Here is a 13,671-nt window from a genome sequence, read left to right as displayed (position 1 = left end):
GAAGTTCCACCATCTGGGCGCTCGGTTCCACCTCGGCGCGGAATCCGGTTAACCTGTCCGTCATGGCACGCGCCCTCCTGCTTCGCCGCCGTGACGGGGTCTGATCAAGACCGGCCCCCCGTCGCGGGACGAGCGTTGCCCGCCGGTCGTCTTCCCACCGGCAGCAGCAGGAGCACCCCGAACATGAGCGCCACTCCCGACGCGTACACCTCCGGCACCAGCCGCATCCGACCGCCGGCCCGCCCCGTGGCCGACCAGCCGGTCTGGAACCCGCAGCGCGGCACGTCCATGCCCGTGCACCGCTACCGGCCGTTCCACGAGCAGGTGGAGACGGTCGACGTACCCGACCGCACCTGGCCGACCAAGCGGATCACCAAGGCGCCGCTGTGGTGCGCGGTCGACCTGCGCGACGGCAACCAGGCCCTGATCGACCCCATGTCGCCCGCCCGCAAGCGCAAGATGTTCGACCTGCTCGTGCGGATGGGCTACAAGGAGATCGAGGTCGGCTTCCCGGCCGCCTCGCAGACCGACTTCGACTTCGTCCGCGAGATCATCGAGGACGGCGCGATCCCGCCCGACGTCACCATCCAGGTGCTGACCCAGTGCCGCCCCGAGCTGATCAGCCGCACGTTCGAGTCGCTGCGCGGCGCGGGCAAGGCGATCGTGCACTTCTACAACTCGACGTCCATCCTGCAGCGCCGGGTCGTGTTCAAGTCCGACCGCGAGGGCATCAAGAAGATCGCCACGGACGCCGCCGCGTTCGCCCTGGAGCAGGAGAAGGACTACCCGGAGACCGAGTTCCGCTACGAGTACTCGCCCGAGTCCTACACCGGCACCGAGCTGTCGTACGCGCTGGAGGTCTGCGACGCCGTCTCGGCGATCATCCAGCCGACCCCCGACAAGCCGCTGATCATCAACCTGCCGGCGACGGTGGAGATGGCCACGCCGAACGTCTACGCCGACTCGATCGAGTGGATGTCGCGCAACCTGGCCCGCCGTGAGTCGATCATCCTGTCGCTGCACCCGCACAACGACCGCGGCACCGGCGTGGCCGCCGCCGAGCTGGGCTACCTGGCGGGCGCCGACCGGATCGAGGGCTGCCTGTTCGGCAACGGCGAGCGCACCGGCAACGTGTGCCTGGTGACGCTGGGCATGAACATGTTCAGCCAGGGCGTCGACCCGCAGATCGACTTCTCCGACATCGACGAGATCCGGCGCACGGTCGAGTACTGCAACCAGCTGCCCGTGCCCGAACGGCACCCGTACGGCGGTGACCTGGTGTTCACCGCGTTCTCCGGCTCGCACCAGGACGCGATCAAGAAGGGCTTCGAGGCCCTGGAGGACGCCGCCAAGGCCGCCGGGCAGCACGTGGACGAGTTCCCGTGGGAGGTCCCGTACCTGCCGATCGACCCGAAGGACGTCGGCCGCAACTACGAGGCCGTGATCCGGGTGAACTCGCAGTCCGGCAAGGGCGGCGTGGCGTACCTGATGAAGACCGAGCACCACCTGGACCTGCCGCGGCGGCTGCAGGTGGAGTTCTCCAAGGTCATCCAGGAGGTCACCGACACCCAGGGCGGCGAGATCGGCCCCAAGGACATGTGGGACGCGTTCTCCGAGGAGTACCTGGACGCCGCCGCGCCGCTGAAGCTGCTGCGCCAGAAGGTGTCCGGCGACGGCAGCGGCCACGAGACGATCAAGGCCGTGGTCGTGGTGGACGGCGAGGCGCAGGAGATCACCGGCGGCGGCAACGGCCCGATCGCCGCGTTCGTGGACGCCCTGGCCACCGTGGGCTACGACGTGCGGGTGCTGGACTACTTCGAGCACGCCATGTCGTCGGGTGACGACGCGCGTGCGGCGGCGTACCTGGAGTGCGCCGTGTCCGACCGCGTGCTGTGGGGCGTCGGCATCGACAGCTCCACGGTCGCCGCGTCGCTGCGCGCCCTGGTCTCCGCGATCAACCGCGCCCACCGCTGAGGCCGGTGCCCGCCTCGCCGGTGCCCGGGCACCGGCGAGGCGGACGGCTCAGCGCAGGACGGCGAAGAATCCGCGCACGTCGGTGACCAGCAGGTCCGGCCGTTCCATGGCCAGGAAGTGGCCGCCCTCGTCGAGCTCGGTCCAGCGCACGACGTGGTGCTCGCGTTCGGCCCACCGGCGGATCGACACGTCGTGGGCCGAGACCAGCACCCCCGTCGGCACGGTCCCGGGCGCCTGCTCGCCCCACCCCTTCGCGGAGATCTCCTCGTAGTAGACCTGCGCCGCCGACGCGGCCGTGCCCGTCAGCCAGTACAGCGAGACGTCGGTGAGGATGCGGTCCCGGTCGACGCCGTCCTCGGGCAGGCCGTCCGCCGGGTGGGTGAGCTCCTTGAACTTCTCCACGATCCACGCGAGCTGGCCCACCGGCGAGTCGTGCAGCCCGTAGGCCACCGTCTGCGGCCTCTTCGAGTTGCACTGCAGGTAGCCGTCGTTGAAGTTCTCCATCGCCTCCCACCGCCGCTGCTCGACCTCGGTGAGGCCCTCGACCTCGCCGTCCGGGAACGTCAGCAGGGCGTTCAGGTGGACGCCCACCACCCGGTCGGGCGCCTGCCTGCCCATCTCCGGGCCGACCCACGCGCCGGTGTCGTAGCCCTGCACGCCGTACCGCTCGTACCCGAGCGCGGCCATCAGTTCGACCAGCACGCCGGCCATCCGCGCCGCGCCCATGCCCGGCCCGGCGAGCGGGGTGGAGAAGCCGAAGCCCGGCAGGGACGGGACGACCAGGTGGAACGCGCGGGCCGGGTCGCCGCCGTGCGCGCGGGGGTCGGACAGGGGGCCGATGACGTCGAGGAAGTCGGTGAACCCGCCCGGCCAGCCGTGCAGCAGCACGAGCGGCAGGGCGTCCGGTTCGGGTGAGCGGACGTGCAGGAAGTGCACGACCTGCCCGGCGACGGTGGCGAGGTGCTGCGGGTGGGCGTTGATCGCGGCCTCGTGCGCGCGCCAGTCGTAGGTCGTGCGCCAGTGCTCGGCGAGGTCCTTCAGGTAGCCCACCGGGACGCCCCGGCTCCAGCCGACGCCGGGCAGCTCGTCGGGCCAGCGGGTGTTGGCCAGGCGGGCGTCCAGGTCGTCGAGTTGCGCTTGGGGCACGTCGATGCGGAACGGGTGGATCTCGGTCATGGCGGCGACGGTAGGAGGCCCTTGGGACGGTTCCGGTCCTAACGATCGGGCAGGCTCGACGCCATGGTGGACACGTCCGCGCGGCTGCTCCGGCTGCTGTCGCTGTTGCAGGCCCGGTGCGACCGGTCCGGCGCCGAGCTGGCCGAACGGCTCGGCGTCACCACCCGCACCGTGCGCCGCGACGTCGAACGCCTGCGCGACCTCGGCTACCCCGTGCACGCGACCCGGGGCACCGCCGGCTACCGGCTCGGGGCGGGCGCCTCGCTGCCGCCGTTGCTGCTGGAGGACGACGAGGCGGTGGCCGTGGCGGTGGGCCTGCGCACGGCGGCGGGCGGTTCGGTGGCCGGGATCGAGGAGACGTCGGCGCGGGCGCTGGCCAAGCTGGAGCAGGTGCTGCCCGCGCGCCTGCGGCACCGGGTCGGCACGCTGCACTCGGCGACCGTCCGCGTCGGGGCGGGCGGGCCGCGGGTGGACCCGGACGTGCTCATGGCCATCGCGGACGCCTGCCGCCGGCACGAGTCGCTGCGGTTCGACTACACCAGCCCGCGCGGCGGCGCGACGACCCGGTCCGTGCAGCCGCACAGCCTGGTCAGCTCCACCCGGCACTGGTACCTGGTCGCCTGGGACACCGACCGCGACGACTGGCGCAGCTTCCGCGTGGACCGGCTGGCGCTGCGCACGCCGAACGGCCCGCGCTTCGCGCCGCGGGAGCCGCCCGACGGTGACGTGGGGGCGTACCTGGAGCACCGGCTCTCGGCGCGGGCGTGGCCGGTGCGGGCGACCGTGACGCTGCACGAACCGGCGGTCGCCGTGGCCGACCGGCTGTGGCCGGGCATGGGCGTGGTCGAGCCGGTGGACTCGTGCAGCTGCCTGCTGCACGTCGGCGCGGAGACCGCCCGCGACCTGGTGTGGATGATCACGTCGGTGGACGTCGACTTCACCCTGACCGACGGCCCGCCCGAACTGGTCGACGCGCTGAACGCGCACGCCGACCGTTGCCTGCGGGCGGTCAGGAGGTCTTAGCGAGGAACGCCGCCCAGCGGTCGGTCGGGAAGGTCAGCACCGGGCCGTCGGCGTTCTTCGAGTCGCGGACCCCGGTCACGGCGTCGGTGACCGCCACCTCGACGCAACTGCCGTTCTCCATCGAGTAGCTGGACTTGACCCAGCGGGCCGAGGTGGTCACGGCGGCCTCCTGTTGCTACAGCGCCCGGATCAGCGACGTGATCAGGGCCGCGGACTCGGGTGGGTCCAAGGCGATATCGCGAAGAGTCTTCGCAGTCATGCTATAGGCCCTGACCTTCGCCGAGTCGTTGAGATAGACCGCGTCCTCCTGCAGCTCCACGTACACCGTTTCGTCGAACTCCTCGAACCCGAACAAGGTGAACTCACCGGTGAGGCCGGGGTGCATGCCGACCCGCGCCTCGATCACCTGGATGTCCACAGTGGGCAGTCTGGTCGCCTCCAGCAGGTGTTCCGCTTGCCGGCGCAGGACGTCCTTGCCACCGATGGGGCGGAGAAGCGCCGACTCCTCGATCACGAAGTGCAGCTTCAGCGGGTTCGCGTCGGCGGTGAGCCGCCGTTGGCGCTCCATGCGGAACGCCACCATCCGGTCCATGTCCACCGGTCGCACCCGGCGCGCCGAACTCGCCACGGCCGTGGCGTAGTCCTCGGTTTGCAGCAGGGCGTGCACGAAGAGGGGCGAGTACACGAAAGCCGACTCGGCCATTCCTTCCAGACCGGCGAAGAGGCGGAGCCAGTTGGGGATGACACCGGACCAAGGGGCCCACCAACTGCCGGTGTCGTCCGCCTCGGCCAACGCGACGATCCGCTCGACGCGGCCGGGGTCCGCGCCGTAGAAGGCGAGCAGCTTCGCGACCTCCTCGGGCGGCTGCCCGTAGCGGCCCGACTCCATGTTGCTGATCTTGCTCTCGGAGACGCCGAGGTGCGCGGCGCTGTGCTCCAACGTCTTCCGCGCCGCCTTGCGGTGGTTGCGGAGGGTCGCGCCGAGGAGCCACTTGAGTGCGACGGTGTCGCGTCGGGACATGACGGCCATCCTGCCGTGTCGCGGTGCACCCGATCAGGCGACTATCCCGCTCAAAGTATTTTGCCTTAGCTTTGACTGCCTTGATGATCCCCGCTCTCGGGAGGGCTCGTGTGGCAGGAACTGCATCTCCAGGTCAGGAACCGGCTGGCGGTGGTCGAAGGGGTCGCGACCGGCGGCGACGAGCGGGTGGCGGCGGACTTGGCGCGGTCCGAGGTCCCGCACCTCGTGGCGGCGATCCGCGTGCTGCTCGACGGGCACCGGCCGGACGTCGACGGCCACTGCCGCGCGTGCTGGGGCCGGAGGTGGTGGCAGCGGCCGACCGTGCCGTGTCGGCAGTACGTGCTGGCGCGCACGGCGTTGCTGGACCTGGCCGCGGACGCGCGGGAGGTGGCGTGATGGCGGTGCCGACGTTGCGGGGGCGGCTGCTGGGGCGGGAGGTCCGAGCGCTGCGCGAGACGGCCGGGCTCGGGGTCGAGGAGGTGGCGGCCCGGTCCCGGGGGTCGGTGCGGCAGATCGAGCGGGTCGAGGCCGGTTACGCGCCCGTCCGGTTCCCCGACCTGGTGGCGTGCGCGCCGGTGCTCGGGGACTCCTACCAGCGGCTGCTGAGGGTCTCGCAACAGGCGCACCTGCCCGAACTGCGGTGCGCGTGGGGCGACGAGGCGACCCGCGCGCTCGACCTGCTGCACGCGACGGCCACCGGGGTGCACACGGTCGGGGGCGGGGCGCGGCCGTTCACGTTGTTCCTCATGCCGGAGGGGGCGGACGTCGTGTTCCACGCGCACCTGGCCTCCGCGTTCTTCACCGAAGACCTCGGCGAGATCAGTGCCGCGCATCACATCATCGAGGCCCTGCCAGCGGACATGTGACGGTGAGCTAACGGGTTGCTGAAGACCTCCTCAGGTCGGAGATGATCCGGAACTCCCCCGCGTTCGGAGATCATGACCGCGTTCGTGGTGCTGTTCGTCGTCGCCGTCGTGCCGCTCGCGCCGACCGAGGCCGTGCTGATCGGCTACGGCGTGCTGGCCGCCTCCGGCGAGCTGTCGCTGACGGCCGTGATCGCCGTGGCGGCCCTCGGCTGCACCCTCTCCGACTTCGTCAACTTCGGCGTCGGGCGCGGGGTCGGGTTGCGGGCGCTCGAGCGGGTCGGGAGGCGGCCCGGTCCGCGGGCGGTGATCGCGTGGACGGCGGAGAGGCTGGCCACGCGCGGCGAGTCGATCCTGGTCGCGGTGCGGTTCGTGCCCGGCGGCGGGCTGGTCGGTGCGGTCCTGGCCGGGTCGCTGCGGTGGCGCCTGCGGCGGTTCGCGCCGATCGCGGCGGTCGGCGCCACGCTGTGGAGCGCCTACACGGCCACGCTCGGGTACTTCGGCGGGCAGCTCTTCACCGACCCGGTGGTGGCCACGCTGGTCTCGTTCGCGGTGGCGACGCTGGTCGGCGTGCCGATCGGGATGGCGGTGAGGGCCGCTCAGCGCCGGGCCGTGGCCGCCTGAGCCAAGCGGTTGCGCACCGCGACCCGGGCCCGCTCGTACGCGTGCGGGTCGTCGTGCAGGACCGACTGGGCGTTGGCCATCTCCAGGAACGCGACCAGCTCGAACGCCAACTGGTCCGGGTCGGCGACCTCCGGGATCGCGGCGACGGTCTCGCGGACGTAGGAGTTCCACTCGCGCCCGTACCCGGCGATCGCGTCGCGCACCCGTCCCGGCCGGGCGTCGAACTCGGCCTGCACGGCGTAGAAGAAGCACCCGCCGGGGAACGTGCGGTTCTCCGAGTACGCCAGCCACCGGTCCAGCAGCGCCGCCAGCCGGGCCGGGCCCGGGGGCTCGGTCACCGGCTCCACGACCTCGCGCGCGAAGATCGCCGCCGCCGCGCGAACGGTCGAGAGCTGCAGCTCCTCCTTCGACCCGAAGTGCGCGAACACGCCGCTCTTGCTGACCTCCAGCTCGGTGGCCAACCGCCCGATCGACAGGCCCTCCAGCCCTTCCACCGACGCGATCTCCGCCGCCCGCCGCAGGATCTGCCGCCGCGTCTGCTCGCCGCGCTCCACCCGTCCGTCGACCTTCACGTCCTCCACGCTAGCCCCCTTGACCACTCGCAAACTAATTGTACGATCGTTCGTACAACTTGAGGGGTGGATGGACACATGGATCTCCTGGACCTGAACCGGTCGTCGCTCGACCTCAACCTGAAGCTCATGGCCGAGCTGGACGAGTCGCACCTGGACCTGCCCACGCCGTGCGCCGGCTGGACCGTCTACGAACTGCTGCGCCACCAGGTCGAGTCCACGCTGGCGTTCACCGCGTCCGTCCGCGGCACGGCCGTCGACGCCCCGGCGAGCGACGACCTGACCGTCGCCTACCGGGTCGCGACCGACGCGGTCACCGAGGCGTTCCGCGCGGACGGCGTGCTGGAGCGCGAGGCCGAGTTCCCCAACTACGGCCTGCGCCGCGGCCGCGAGCTGGTGGCCGGGCACTTCATCGACAACCTGGTGCACGCCTGGGACCTGTCCCGCGCGATCGGCGTGGACAGCACGCTGGACACCGAACTCGCCACGGCCGCCTACCGGATGTCGCGGTACTTCCCGACCACGCCGGATGTCCGAGGGCCGGGAGCCGCGTTCGCGATGCCGGTCGCGGTGCCGGAGGACGCGCCGATCACCGACCGCCTCGTCGGCCTGCTCGGCCGTTCGCCGAACTGGCCGGCGTGACGTGACCACCGGGTCGGGGGCGCCACCACAGGGGGAGGCGCCCCCGACCCGCTACCCCGGTATGACGCCGGGGATGGCTCCGCGGTGTGACGACCGGCGCCGCGCCCGGGCCTAGCGTTCGTGCCGTGAAAACCCTCGGCATCCACCCGCGACCCGGGATCCTCCGCGCGCTCGTCGCCGCGATCCCCGTGCTGCTCGCCCTCTACCTGGTGGCACGGGGCTGGTTCTACCCGCTCTGGCCGGACACCGCCGGCGCGATCGGCCACCCGTTCACCGCCGACCCCGGCCTCGGCGGCGCGTGGGGCGGGCCCACCCTCGCCGGCGCGTGGCTCGTGCACGCCCTCATCGCGCTCGCAGTCCAGGCCGGCTGCCTGGTCGTCGTCCGGGTGCTCTACCGGCCCGTGAGCCGCTAACCCTGCTCCGGGTGCACGTCGCCCGCGGGCACCACGGCGCCTTCGCCGTCGACGAACCGCACGTTGACCCGACGCCCGTCGTCGGTCCGGTAGACGACCGTGGACACGGTGTCCGGCAGGTGCTCGTCGCCCCACTCCTGCAAGGCGCACAGCACCAGGTTCACCCGCCGGCCCGCCTCGGTGAGGCAGTAGGCGTCGCGCGGGCGCTGCCCCGGCTCCCGGTAGGACCGCCGGACCAGCAGGCCGCTGTCGACCAGCTTCGCGAGCCTCGCCGTGAGCACGTCGGAGGCGATGCCGAGGCGCGCGCGGAACTCCGAGAAGCGGGTCGCGCCGGCGAGGGCCTCGCGCAGCACGAGGAACGTCCAGCGCTCGCCGACGAGGTCCACCGCCTTGACCAAGGAGCAGTTCTCGTCCGGTGGCGTCACCGCCCCAGTATGGCTCGGTTGTGCATCCCAAGCCAGCCAGGCTAGGTTGGCAATGCCAACTCACCCCTGGGAGAACCCTCCATGAAGATCGCCAACTCGGTCGCCCTGGTCACGGGGGCCAACCGCGGCCTCGGCCTGCACTTCGCGCGGCAGTTGCGGGAGCGGGGCGCGGCGAAGGTCTACGCCACCGCGCGCGACGCCGGCTCGATCGACCTGCCGGGCGTCGAGGTGCTGACCCTGGACATCACCGACCCGGCCGCCGTCGCCGCCGCGGCCTCGGCCGCCGGTGACGTCACCCTGCTGGTCAACAACGCGGGCATCATCACCGGCGAGAACCTGGTCACCGGCGACCCCGCCGCGATCCGGCTGGAGATGGACACGCACTTCTACGGCACGTTGGCGATGATCCGGGCGTTCGCGCCGGTCCTCGCGGCCAACGGCGGCGGCGCGATCGTGAACGTGCTCTCGTCGATGTCGTGGGTGTCCTACGACCGCGCCACCGCGTACAGCGCGGCCAAGGCGGCGCAGTGGAGCCTCACCAACGGCGTGCGGGTGGAGCTCGCGGGCCAGGGCACGCTGGTCACCGGCGTGCACCTGGGCCCGACGGACACCGACATGACCGCGAGCATGGACGTGCCGAAGAACGATCCCGCGGACGTCGTGCGCGCCGCGCTGGACGGCGTCGAGGCCGACCTCGTCGAGGTGCTGGCCGACCAGGGCGTGGTCGACCTGAAGGCCGCGCTGGCCGCCGACCCGCGCACCCTCTACCCGCAGGTGGTCTGAACACCGGTCCGGGGGCGCCGGTCGGCGCCCCCGGACGCGGGACTCACGGGTTCAACGCCTCCGTCATCGAGGCGGGTCCGACGAGGGGGATGTCCGGCGAGATGCCGCCCTCCTCCACCAGCTCGGCCTTGACCTCGTGCGGCCGGATCTTGCCGGCCCGGATGTCCTCCGCCCAGTGGCACGCGACATTGTGCCCCGGCAGCACCTCGCGCAGCGCGGGCCGCTCGGTGTCGCACCGGGTCGCCTGCTTCCACGGGCAGCGCGTGTGGAAGCGGCAGCCCGTCGGCGGGTTGGCGGGCGAGGGCAGGTCGCCGGTGAGCAGGATCCGCTCGCGCTCGTCCTCCACCACCGGGTCCGGCACGGGGATCGCGGACAGCAACGCCCTGGTGTACGGGTGCAGCGGCTCGGCGTAGAGGGCGTCCGAGGTCGCCTCCTCCACCAGCCCGCCCAGGTACATCACGCCGACCCGGTCGGAGATGTGCCGCACCACGGCGAGGTCGTGCGCGATCACCAGGTAGGTGAGCCCGAACTCGTCCTGGAGGTCCTCCAGCAGGTTGACCACCTGCGCCTGCACCGACACGTCCAGCGCGGACACCGGCTCGTCGGCGATGATCAGGTCCGGCTCGACCGCCAGCGCCCGCGCGATGCCGATGCGCTGCCGCTGGCCGCCGGAGAACTCGTGCGGGTACTTGCGCAGCGACGTGGACGGCAGGCCGACCGCCGACAGCAGCTCGCGCAAGCGCTTGCCCGTCGACTCGCGGCCCTTGTCCAGGCCGTGCGCCCGCAGGCCCTCGACCAGCAACGAGTCCACCGACTGCCGCGGGTCCAGGGACGACATGGGGTCCTGGAACACCATCTGCATCCGGCGGCGCATCCGGCGCAGTTCCTCGCCCTTGAGCCCGACCAGGTCCGTGCCGTCGAACAGCACGCGGCCGTCGGTCGGCTCGACCAGCCGCAGCATGCCGCGGCCCAGGGTCGACTTGCCGCAGCCGGACTCGCCGACCAGGCCGTAGGTCTCGCCGCGGTTGATCCGCAGGTCCACGCCGTCGACCGCGTACACGTGGCCGACCGTGCGGTCGACCAGCAGGCCTCGCTTGATCGGGAAGTGGATCTTCAGGCCCTCGACCGACACCAGCGTGTCGCCCGTGGGCGCGTCGGCGGCTGCCGGTTCGACAGCGGCGGTCATGCGGGCACCTCCTGGGCGGCGGGCGTTCCCGGCAGCACCGGGTTGTGGCAGCGCAGCGAGCGCACGTCACCGGCCTCCAGCTCGGGCGTGACCTCGCGGCACACCGCCAGCGCGTTGGGGCAACGGGGGGCGAACGCGCACCCGTGGTCCCACGGGATGTTGTCGGCCACCGAACCCTTGATCGGGACGAGCTTCTCGCCACGCGCGCCGTCGAGCCGCGGGATCGACGCCAGCAGGCCGTGCGTGTACGGGTGCCGCGGCTCGGCGAACAGCGGGTACCGCTCCGCCTTCTCCACCACCCGGCCGCCGTAGAGCACGTTGACCTCGTCGCACAGCCCCGCCACGACGCCCAGGTCGTGCGTGATCATGATCAGCGCCGTGCCCAGGTCCTGCACGAGCTCCTTGAGCAGGGCGAGGATCTGCGCCTGGATCGTCACGTCCAGCGCCGTGGTCGGCTCGTCGGCGATGAGCAGCCGCGGCCGGCACGCCAGCGCGATGGCGATCAGCGCGCGCTGCCGCATGCCGCCGGAGAGCTGGTGCGGGTACTCGCTCAGCCTGCGCCCCGGGTCGGGGATGCCGACCCGGCCGAGCAGGTCGGCCGCCTCCACCATCGCCGCCTTGCGGGACATGCCGCGGTGCCGTTCCAGCACCTCGGTGACCTGCAAGCCGATCGGGATCACCGGGTTGAGCGACGACAGCGGGTCCTGGAACACCATGCCCAGGTCGCGGCCACGCCGGTTGCGCATCTCCTTGTCGCTCAGGGTGAGCAGGTCGGTGCCCTCGAACCGGACGGAGCCGGTGACCTTGTTGCCGCGCGAGGGCAGCAGGCCCATGATCGCCAGCGACGTCACGGACTTGCCGCAGCCGGACTCGCCGACCAGGCCCACCGTCTGCCCGGGGTCGACGTCGAAGGAGACGCCGTCCACGGCGGTGAAGGGCTCGGTGCCCCTGCGCTGGAAGACCACCCGCAGATCACGCACTTCGAGCAACGCCATCGCGGTTCACCTCCGGTTCTTCGGGTCGAGCGCCTCGCGCAGCGCCTCGCCGAGCAGCGTGAAGCCCAGCGCGACGATGATGATGGCGATGGCCGGGTAGAACGCCAGCTCCGGCTTGACGTCGATGTAGCGCTGCGAGTTGCCGAGCATCAGCCCCCACTCGGCCCGGGACGGGTCCGGGTCGCCGAGGCCGAGGAACGACAGCGACGCCGCCTCGATGATCGCGGTCGCCAGGGTCAGCGTCGACTGCACGATGACCGGGCCGAGCGAGTTCGGCAGCATGTGCCGGAACACGACGGTCCGCCGCCGCACGCCCAGCGCCGTCGCCGCGAGCACGTGGTCGCTGTGCCGTTGCGCGAGCATGGCGCCGCGCAGCAGCCGGGCGAAGATCGGCACGGTGGTCACCGCGACCGCGATGATCACCGTGGTCTGGCTGCCCCGGCTCGCCAGCGCCGCGATCGAGATGGCCAGCAGCAGGCTGGGGATCGACAGCATGATGTCGGTGAACCGCATCAGCCAGCTGTCCACCCAGCCGCCGAACGCCCCGGCCGCGCCGCCGATGAGCATGCCGAGCGCCAGGCCGATCAAGGTCGCGCCGACGCCGACGATCAGCGACTGCTGCGCGCCGACGAGCAGCCGGCTGAAGAAGTCGCGGCCCAGCTCGTCGCCGCCCAGCAGGAACCCCGGCATCGGGCCGGGGATGAAGTCCGGCCGCAGGTCCTCCAGCAGTTCCGGGTAGCGCTGGTAGGGGTCCTTCGGCGCGATGAACGGCGCGATGATCGCCAGCACCAGGAACATCAGCACCAGGAACGCGCCGATCAGGGCGACCGGGCTGCGCAGCATCCGCCGCAGCGCGTCGGCGGCCAGGCTCGTGCCCGCCGACTCCGCCAGGGCGTCCACCCGCTGCTGCTTGCGCTTGAGGAGACTGGTCATGATGCCCGCACCCTCGGGTCGATGATCGCGTAGGAGATGTCGACCAGCAGGTTGACGAGCACGTAGACCACCGCCGCGAGCAGCAGCAACGCCTGCAGGCGCGGGTAGTCCCGGCGCTCGATCCCCTGGGCCAGCAACGATCCGAGCCCGCCCCACACGAACACCCGCTCGGTGAGCACGGCGCCGCCCAGCAGCAGACCGGTCTGGAGGCCGATCGTGGTCGACACCGGCAGCATCGCGTTGCGCAGCACGTGCCGGCGGCGGACCAGCGTCGCCTGCAGGCCCTTGGCGTTGGCCGTGCGGACGAAGTCCTCGTTGAGCACGTCGAGCACCGAGGCGCGGGTGATCCGCACGATGACCGCGAGCGGGATGGTGCCCAGCGCGATCGCGGGCAGCACGAGGTGCCACAGCGCGTCGGCCGCGGCGTCCCACTCCTGGGTCAGCAGCCCGTCGAGCACGGCGAAGTTCGTGACGTGCGTCGGGTCGATCGTGACGTCCTGCCTGCCCGACGGCGGGAACAGCGCCAGGTCCTGCGCGAACAGCTGCTTGAGCAGGATGCCCAGGAAGAACACCGGCACGGCGACGCCGACCAGCGTGCCGATGACGGTGGCGTTGTCGAGGAACCGCCCGCGGTAGCTGGCCGCCAGGTAGCCGAGCGGGATGCCCAGCACGATGGCGAACAGCAGCGCGGCCAGCGACAGCTCGATGGTGGCGGGCAGCGCGCGGCCGATCTCGGCCACCACCGGCTCGCCGCTGATCAAGGAGCTGCCGAAGTCACCGCTGAGGATGCGGCCCAGGAACTTGAAGTACTGGATGAAGATCGGTTGGTCGAGGCCGAGGACCTTGTTGAGCGCCTCGATCTTCTCCGGGGTCGCCTTGTCGCCGAGCAGCGCGCCGGCCGGGCCGCCGGGCAGCGACCGCAGCCAGACGAAGACCAGCAGCGACAGGATCAGCAGTGTGGGGATCGCCTGGAGCAGGCGACGGACTATGAATCGCAGCATGATGGAAGCCCTCTGGACAGCACGGGTGGTGACGCCCGGA

Annotated in this window: 17 protein-coding genes; 8 read left to right on the top strand and 9 right to left on the bottom strand. The window is 71.8% G+C overall.

The annotated features are described in order from the left end of the window. Positions 1 to 183: 183 nt before the first annotated feature. On the top strand, positions 184 to 1,974 hold the full coding sequence (gene leuA / locus AB0I91_RS28740) for a 2-isopropylmalate synthase (protein WP_498779162.1): 1,791 nt from the start codon (positions 184 to 186) through the stop codon (positions 1,972 to 1,974). Positions 1,975 to 2,022: 48 nt separating this feature from the next. On the opposite strand, the gene AB0I91_RS28735 is transcribed toward leuA, so the two are convergent. Continuing rightward, on the bottom strand, positions 2,023 to 3,150 hold the full coding sequence (locus AB0I91_RS28735; RefSeq protein WP_499639711.1) for an epoxide hydrolase family protein: 1,128 nt from the start codon (positions 3,148 to 3,150) through the stop codon (positions 2,023 to 2,025). A 63-nt stretch (positions 3,151 to 3,213) separates the two neighbouring features. Between AB0I91_RS28735 and AB0I91_RS28730 the strand changes: the two genes are divergently transcribed. Further along, entirely contained in the window at positions 3,214 to 4,173 is a 960-nt protein-coding gene (locus tag AB0I91_RS28730) for a helix-turn-helix transcriptional regulator (RefSeq protein WP_499639709.1), read from the top strand. On the opposite strand, the gene AB0I91_RS28725 is transcribed toward AB0I91_RS28730, so the two are convergent. Then, the gene (locus tag AB0I91_RS28725) at positions 4,160 to 4,333 is read right to left on the bottom strand and encodes a DUF397 domain-containing protein (RefSeq protein ID WP_499639707.1); all 174 of its coding nucleotides are present in this window, start codon (positions 4,331 to 4,333) and stop codon (positions 4,160 to 4,162) included. The two genes, AB0I91_RS28730 and AB0I91_RS28725, sit on opposite strands and share 14 nt — an antisense overlap. Before the next feature lie 15 nt (positions 4,334 to 4,348). Further along, positions 4,349 to 5,194 (bottom strand): helix-turn-helix domain-containing protein, encoded by an 846-nt coding sequence (locus tag AB0I91_RS28720; protein WP_499639705.1) that lies wholly within the window; start codon positions 5,192 to 5,194, stop codon positions 4,349 to 4,351. 108 nt (positions 5,195 to 5,302) lie between these two features. On the opposite strand from AB0I91_RS28720, the gene AB0I91_RS28715 reads away from it, so the two are divergent. From AB0I91_RS28715 to AB0I91_RS28705, 3 genes are all read left to right on the top strand, one after another. Then, entirely contained in the window at positions 5,303 to 5,590 is a 288-nt protein-coding gene (locus AB0I91_RS28715; RefSeq protein WP_499639703.1) for a hypothetical protein, read from the top strand. Further along, the gene (locus AB0I91_RS28710; protein ID WP_499639701.1) at positions 5,590 to 6,060 is read left to right on the top strand and encodes a helix-turn-helix domain-containing protein; all 471 of its coding nucleotides are present in this window, start codon (positions 5,590 to 5,592) and stop codon (positions 6,058 to 6,060) included. Before AB0I91_RS28715 ends, AB0I91_RS28710 begins: the two co-directional genes overlap by 1 nt. Positions 6,061 to 6,132: 72 nt before the next feature. After that, positions 6,133 to 6,681 (top strand): DedA family protein, encoded by a 549-nt coding sequence (locus AB0I91_RS28705; protein ID WP_499608267.1) that lies wholly within the window; start codon positions 6,133 to 6,135, stop codon positions 6,679 to 6,681. Here AB0I91_RS28705 and AB0I91_RS28700 read toward each other — a convergent pair. Continuing rightward, the gene (locus AB0I91_RS28700; protein ID WP_498779146.1) at positions 6,657 to 7,253 is read right to left on the bottom strand and encodes a TetR/AcrR family transcriptional regulator; all 597 of its coding nucleotides are present in this window, start codon (positions 7,251 to 7,253) and stop codon (positions 6,657 to 6,659) included. The two genes, AB0I91_RS28705 and AB0I91_RS28700, sit on opposite strands and share 25 nt — an antisense overlap. Positions 7,254 to 7,331: 78 nt before the next feature. On the opposite strand from AB0I91_RS28700, the gene AB0I91_RS28695 reads away from it, so the two are divergent. Further along, positions 7,332 to 7,895, top strand: coding sequence for a TIGR03086 family metal-binding protein (locus tag AB0I91_RS28695; protein ID WP_498779145.1), 564 nt, complete (start codon positions 7,332 to 7,334; stop codon positions 7,893 to 7,895). Between the two features lie 125 nt (positions 7,896 to 8,020). After that, on the top strand, positions 8,021 to 8,308 hold the full coding sequence (locus tag AB0I91_RS28690; protein WP_499639699.1) for a hypothetical protein: 288 nt from the start codon (positions 8,021 to 8,023) through the stop codon (positions 8,306 to 8,308). Here AB0I91_RS28690 and AB0I91_RS28685 read toward each other — a convergent pair. Continuing rightward, positions 8,305 to 8,733 (bottom strand): winged helix-turn-helix transcriptional regulator, encoded by a 429-nt coding sequence (locus AB0I91_RS28685; protein WP_499608263.1) that lies wholly within the window; start codon positions 8,731 to 8,733, stop codon positions 8,305 to 8,307. The two genes, AB0I91_RS28690 and AB0I91_RS28685, sit on opposite strands and share 4 nt — an antisense overlap. An 81-nt stretch (positions 8,734 to 8,814) precedes the next feature. On the opposite strand from AB0I91_RS28685, the gene AB0I91_RS28680 reads away from it, so the two are divergent. Beyond that, positions 8,815 to 9,516, top strand: a complete 702-nt coding sequence (locus tag AB0I91_RS28680; protein WP_498781683.1) for an SDR family oxidoreductase — start codon at positions 8,815 to 8,817, stop codon at positions 9,514 to 9,516. Positions 9,517 to 9,559: 43 nt separating this feature from the next. Here the strand turns inward: AB0I91_RS28680 and AB0I91_RS28675 are convergent, their stop codons facing one another. The 4 genes from AB0I91_RS28675 to AB0I91_RS28660 are packed head-to-tail and all read right to left on the bottom strand — an operon-like array spanning position 9,560 to position 13,631. Further along, positions 9,560 to 10,702, bottom strand: a complete 1,143-nt coding sequence (locus AB0I91_RS28675; protein ID WP_499639697.1) for an ABC transporter ATP-binding protein — start codon at positions 10,700 to 10,702, stop codon at positions 9,560 to 9,562. Then, complete coding sequence (locus tag AB0I91_RS28670; RefSeq protein WP_498781680.1) at positions 10,699 to 11,697, bottom strand: ABC transporter ATP-binding protein; 999 nt, start codon at positions 11,695 to 11,697, stop codon at positions 10,699 to 10,701. The genes AB0I91_RS28675 and AB0I91_RS28670 overlap by 4 nt, the downstream gene beginning before the upstream one ends. Positions 11,698 to 11,703: 6 nt before the next feature. After that, positions 11,704 to 12,630 (bottom strand): ABC transporter permease, encoded by a 927-nt coding sequence (locus tag AB0I91_RS28665; RefSeq protein ID WP_230570077.1) that lies wholly within the window; start codon positions 12,628 to 12,630, stop codon positions 11,704 to 11,706. After that, the gene (locus tag AB0I91_RS28660; RefSeq protein ID WP_498781675.1) at positions 12,627 to 13,631 is read right to left on the bottom strand and encodes an ABC transporter permease; all 1,005 of its coding nucleotides are present in this window, start codon (positions 13,629 to 13,631) and stop codon (positions 12,627 to 12,629) included. Before AB0I91_RS28660 ends, AB0I91_RS28665 begins: the two co-directional genes overlap by 4 nt. Positions 13,632 to 13,671: the final 40 nt, after the last annotated feature.

It is taken from the genome of Actinosynnema sp. NPDC049800, from assembly GCF_040656635.1.
GTDB lineage: Bacteria > Actinomycetota > Actinomycetes > Mycobacteriales > Pseudonocardiaceae > Actinosynnema.
Note: the sequence above shows the minus strand (reverse complement) of the source record. Positions and strands in the feature narration are given on the sequence as shown.

Bases quoted from the DNA above. Each gene is read 5' to 3' on its own strand.
- AB0I91_RS28735 (WP_499639711.1), bottom strand. From the start codon at position 3,150: ATGACCGAGATCCACCCGTTCCGCATCGACGTGCCCCAAGCGCAACTC.
- AB0I91_RS28695 (WP_498779145.1), top strand. From the start codon at position 7,332: ATGGATCTCCTGGACCTGAACCGGTCGTCGCTCGACCTCAACCTGAAG.
- AB0I91_RS28670 (WP_498781680.1), bottom strand. From the start codon at position 11,697: ATGGCGTTGCTCGAAGTGCGTGATCTGCGGGTGGTCTTCCAGCGCAGG.
- AB0I91_RS28665 (WP_230570077.1), bottom strand. From the start codon at position 12,630: ATGACCAGTCTCCTCAAGCGCAAGCAGCAGCGGGTGGACGCCCTGGCG.
- leuA (WP_498779162.1), top strand. From the start codon at position 184: ATGAGCGCCACTCCCGACGCGTACACCTCCGGCACCAGCCGCATCCGA.
- AB0I91_RS28660 (WP_498781675.1), bottom strand. From the start codon at position 13,631: ATGCTGCGATTCATAGTCCGTCGCCTGCTCCAGGCGATCCCCACACTG.
- AB0I91_RS28730 (WP_499639709.1), top strand. From the start codon at position 3,214: ATGGTGGACACGTCCGCGCGGCTGCTCCGGCTGCTGTCGCTGTTGCAG.
- AB0I91_RS28705 (WP_499608267.1), top strand. From the start codon at position 6,133: ATGACCGCGTTCGTGGTGCTGTTCGTCGTCGCCGTCGTGCCGCTCGCG.
- AB0I91_RS28710 (WP_499639701.1), top strand. From the start codon at position 5,590: ATGGCGGTGCCGACGTTGCGGGGGCGGCTGCTGGGGCGGGAGGTCCGA.
- AB0I91_RS28720 (WP_499639705.1), bottom strand. From the start codon at position 5,194: ATGTCCCGACGCGACACCGTCGCACTCAAGTGGCTCCTCGGCGCGACC.
- AB0I91_RS28680 (WP_498781683.1), top strand. From the start codon at position 8,815: ATGAAGATCGCCAACTCGGTCGCCCTGGTCACGGGGGCCAACCGCGGC.
- AB0I91_RS28675 (WP_499639697.1), bottom strand. From the start codon at position 10,702: ATGACCGCCGCTGTCGAACCGGCAGCCGCCGACGCGCCCACGGGCGAC.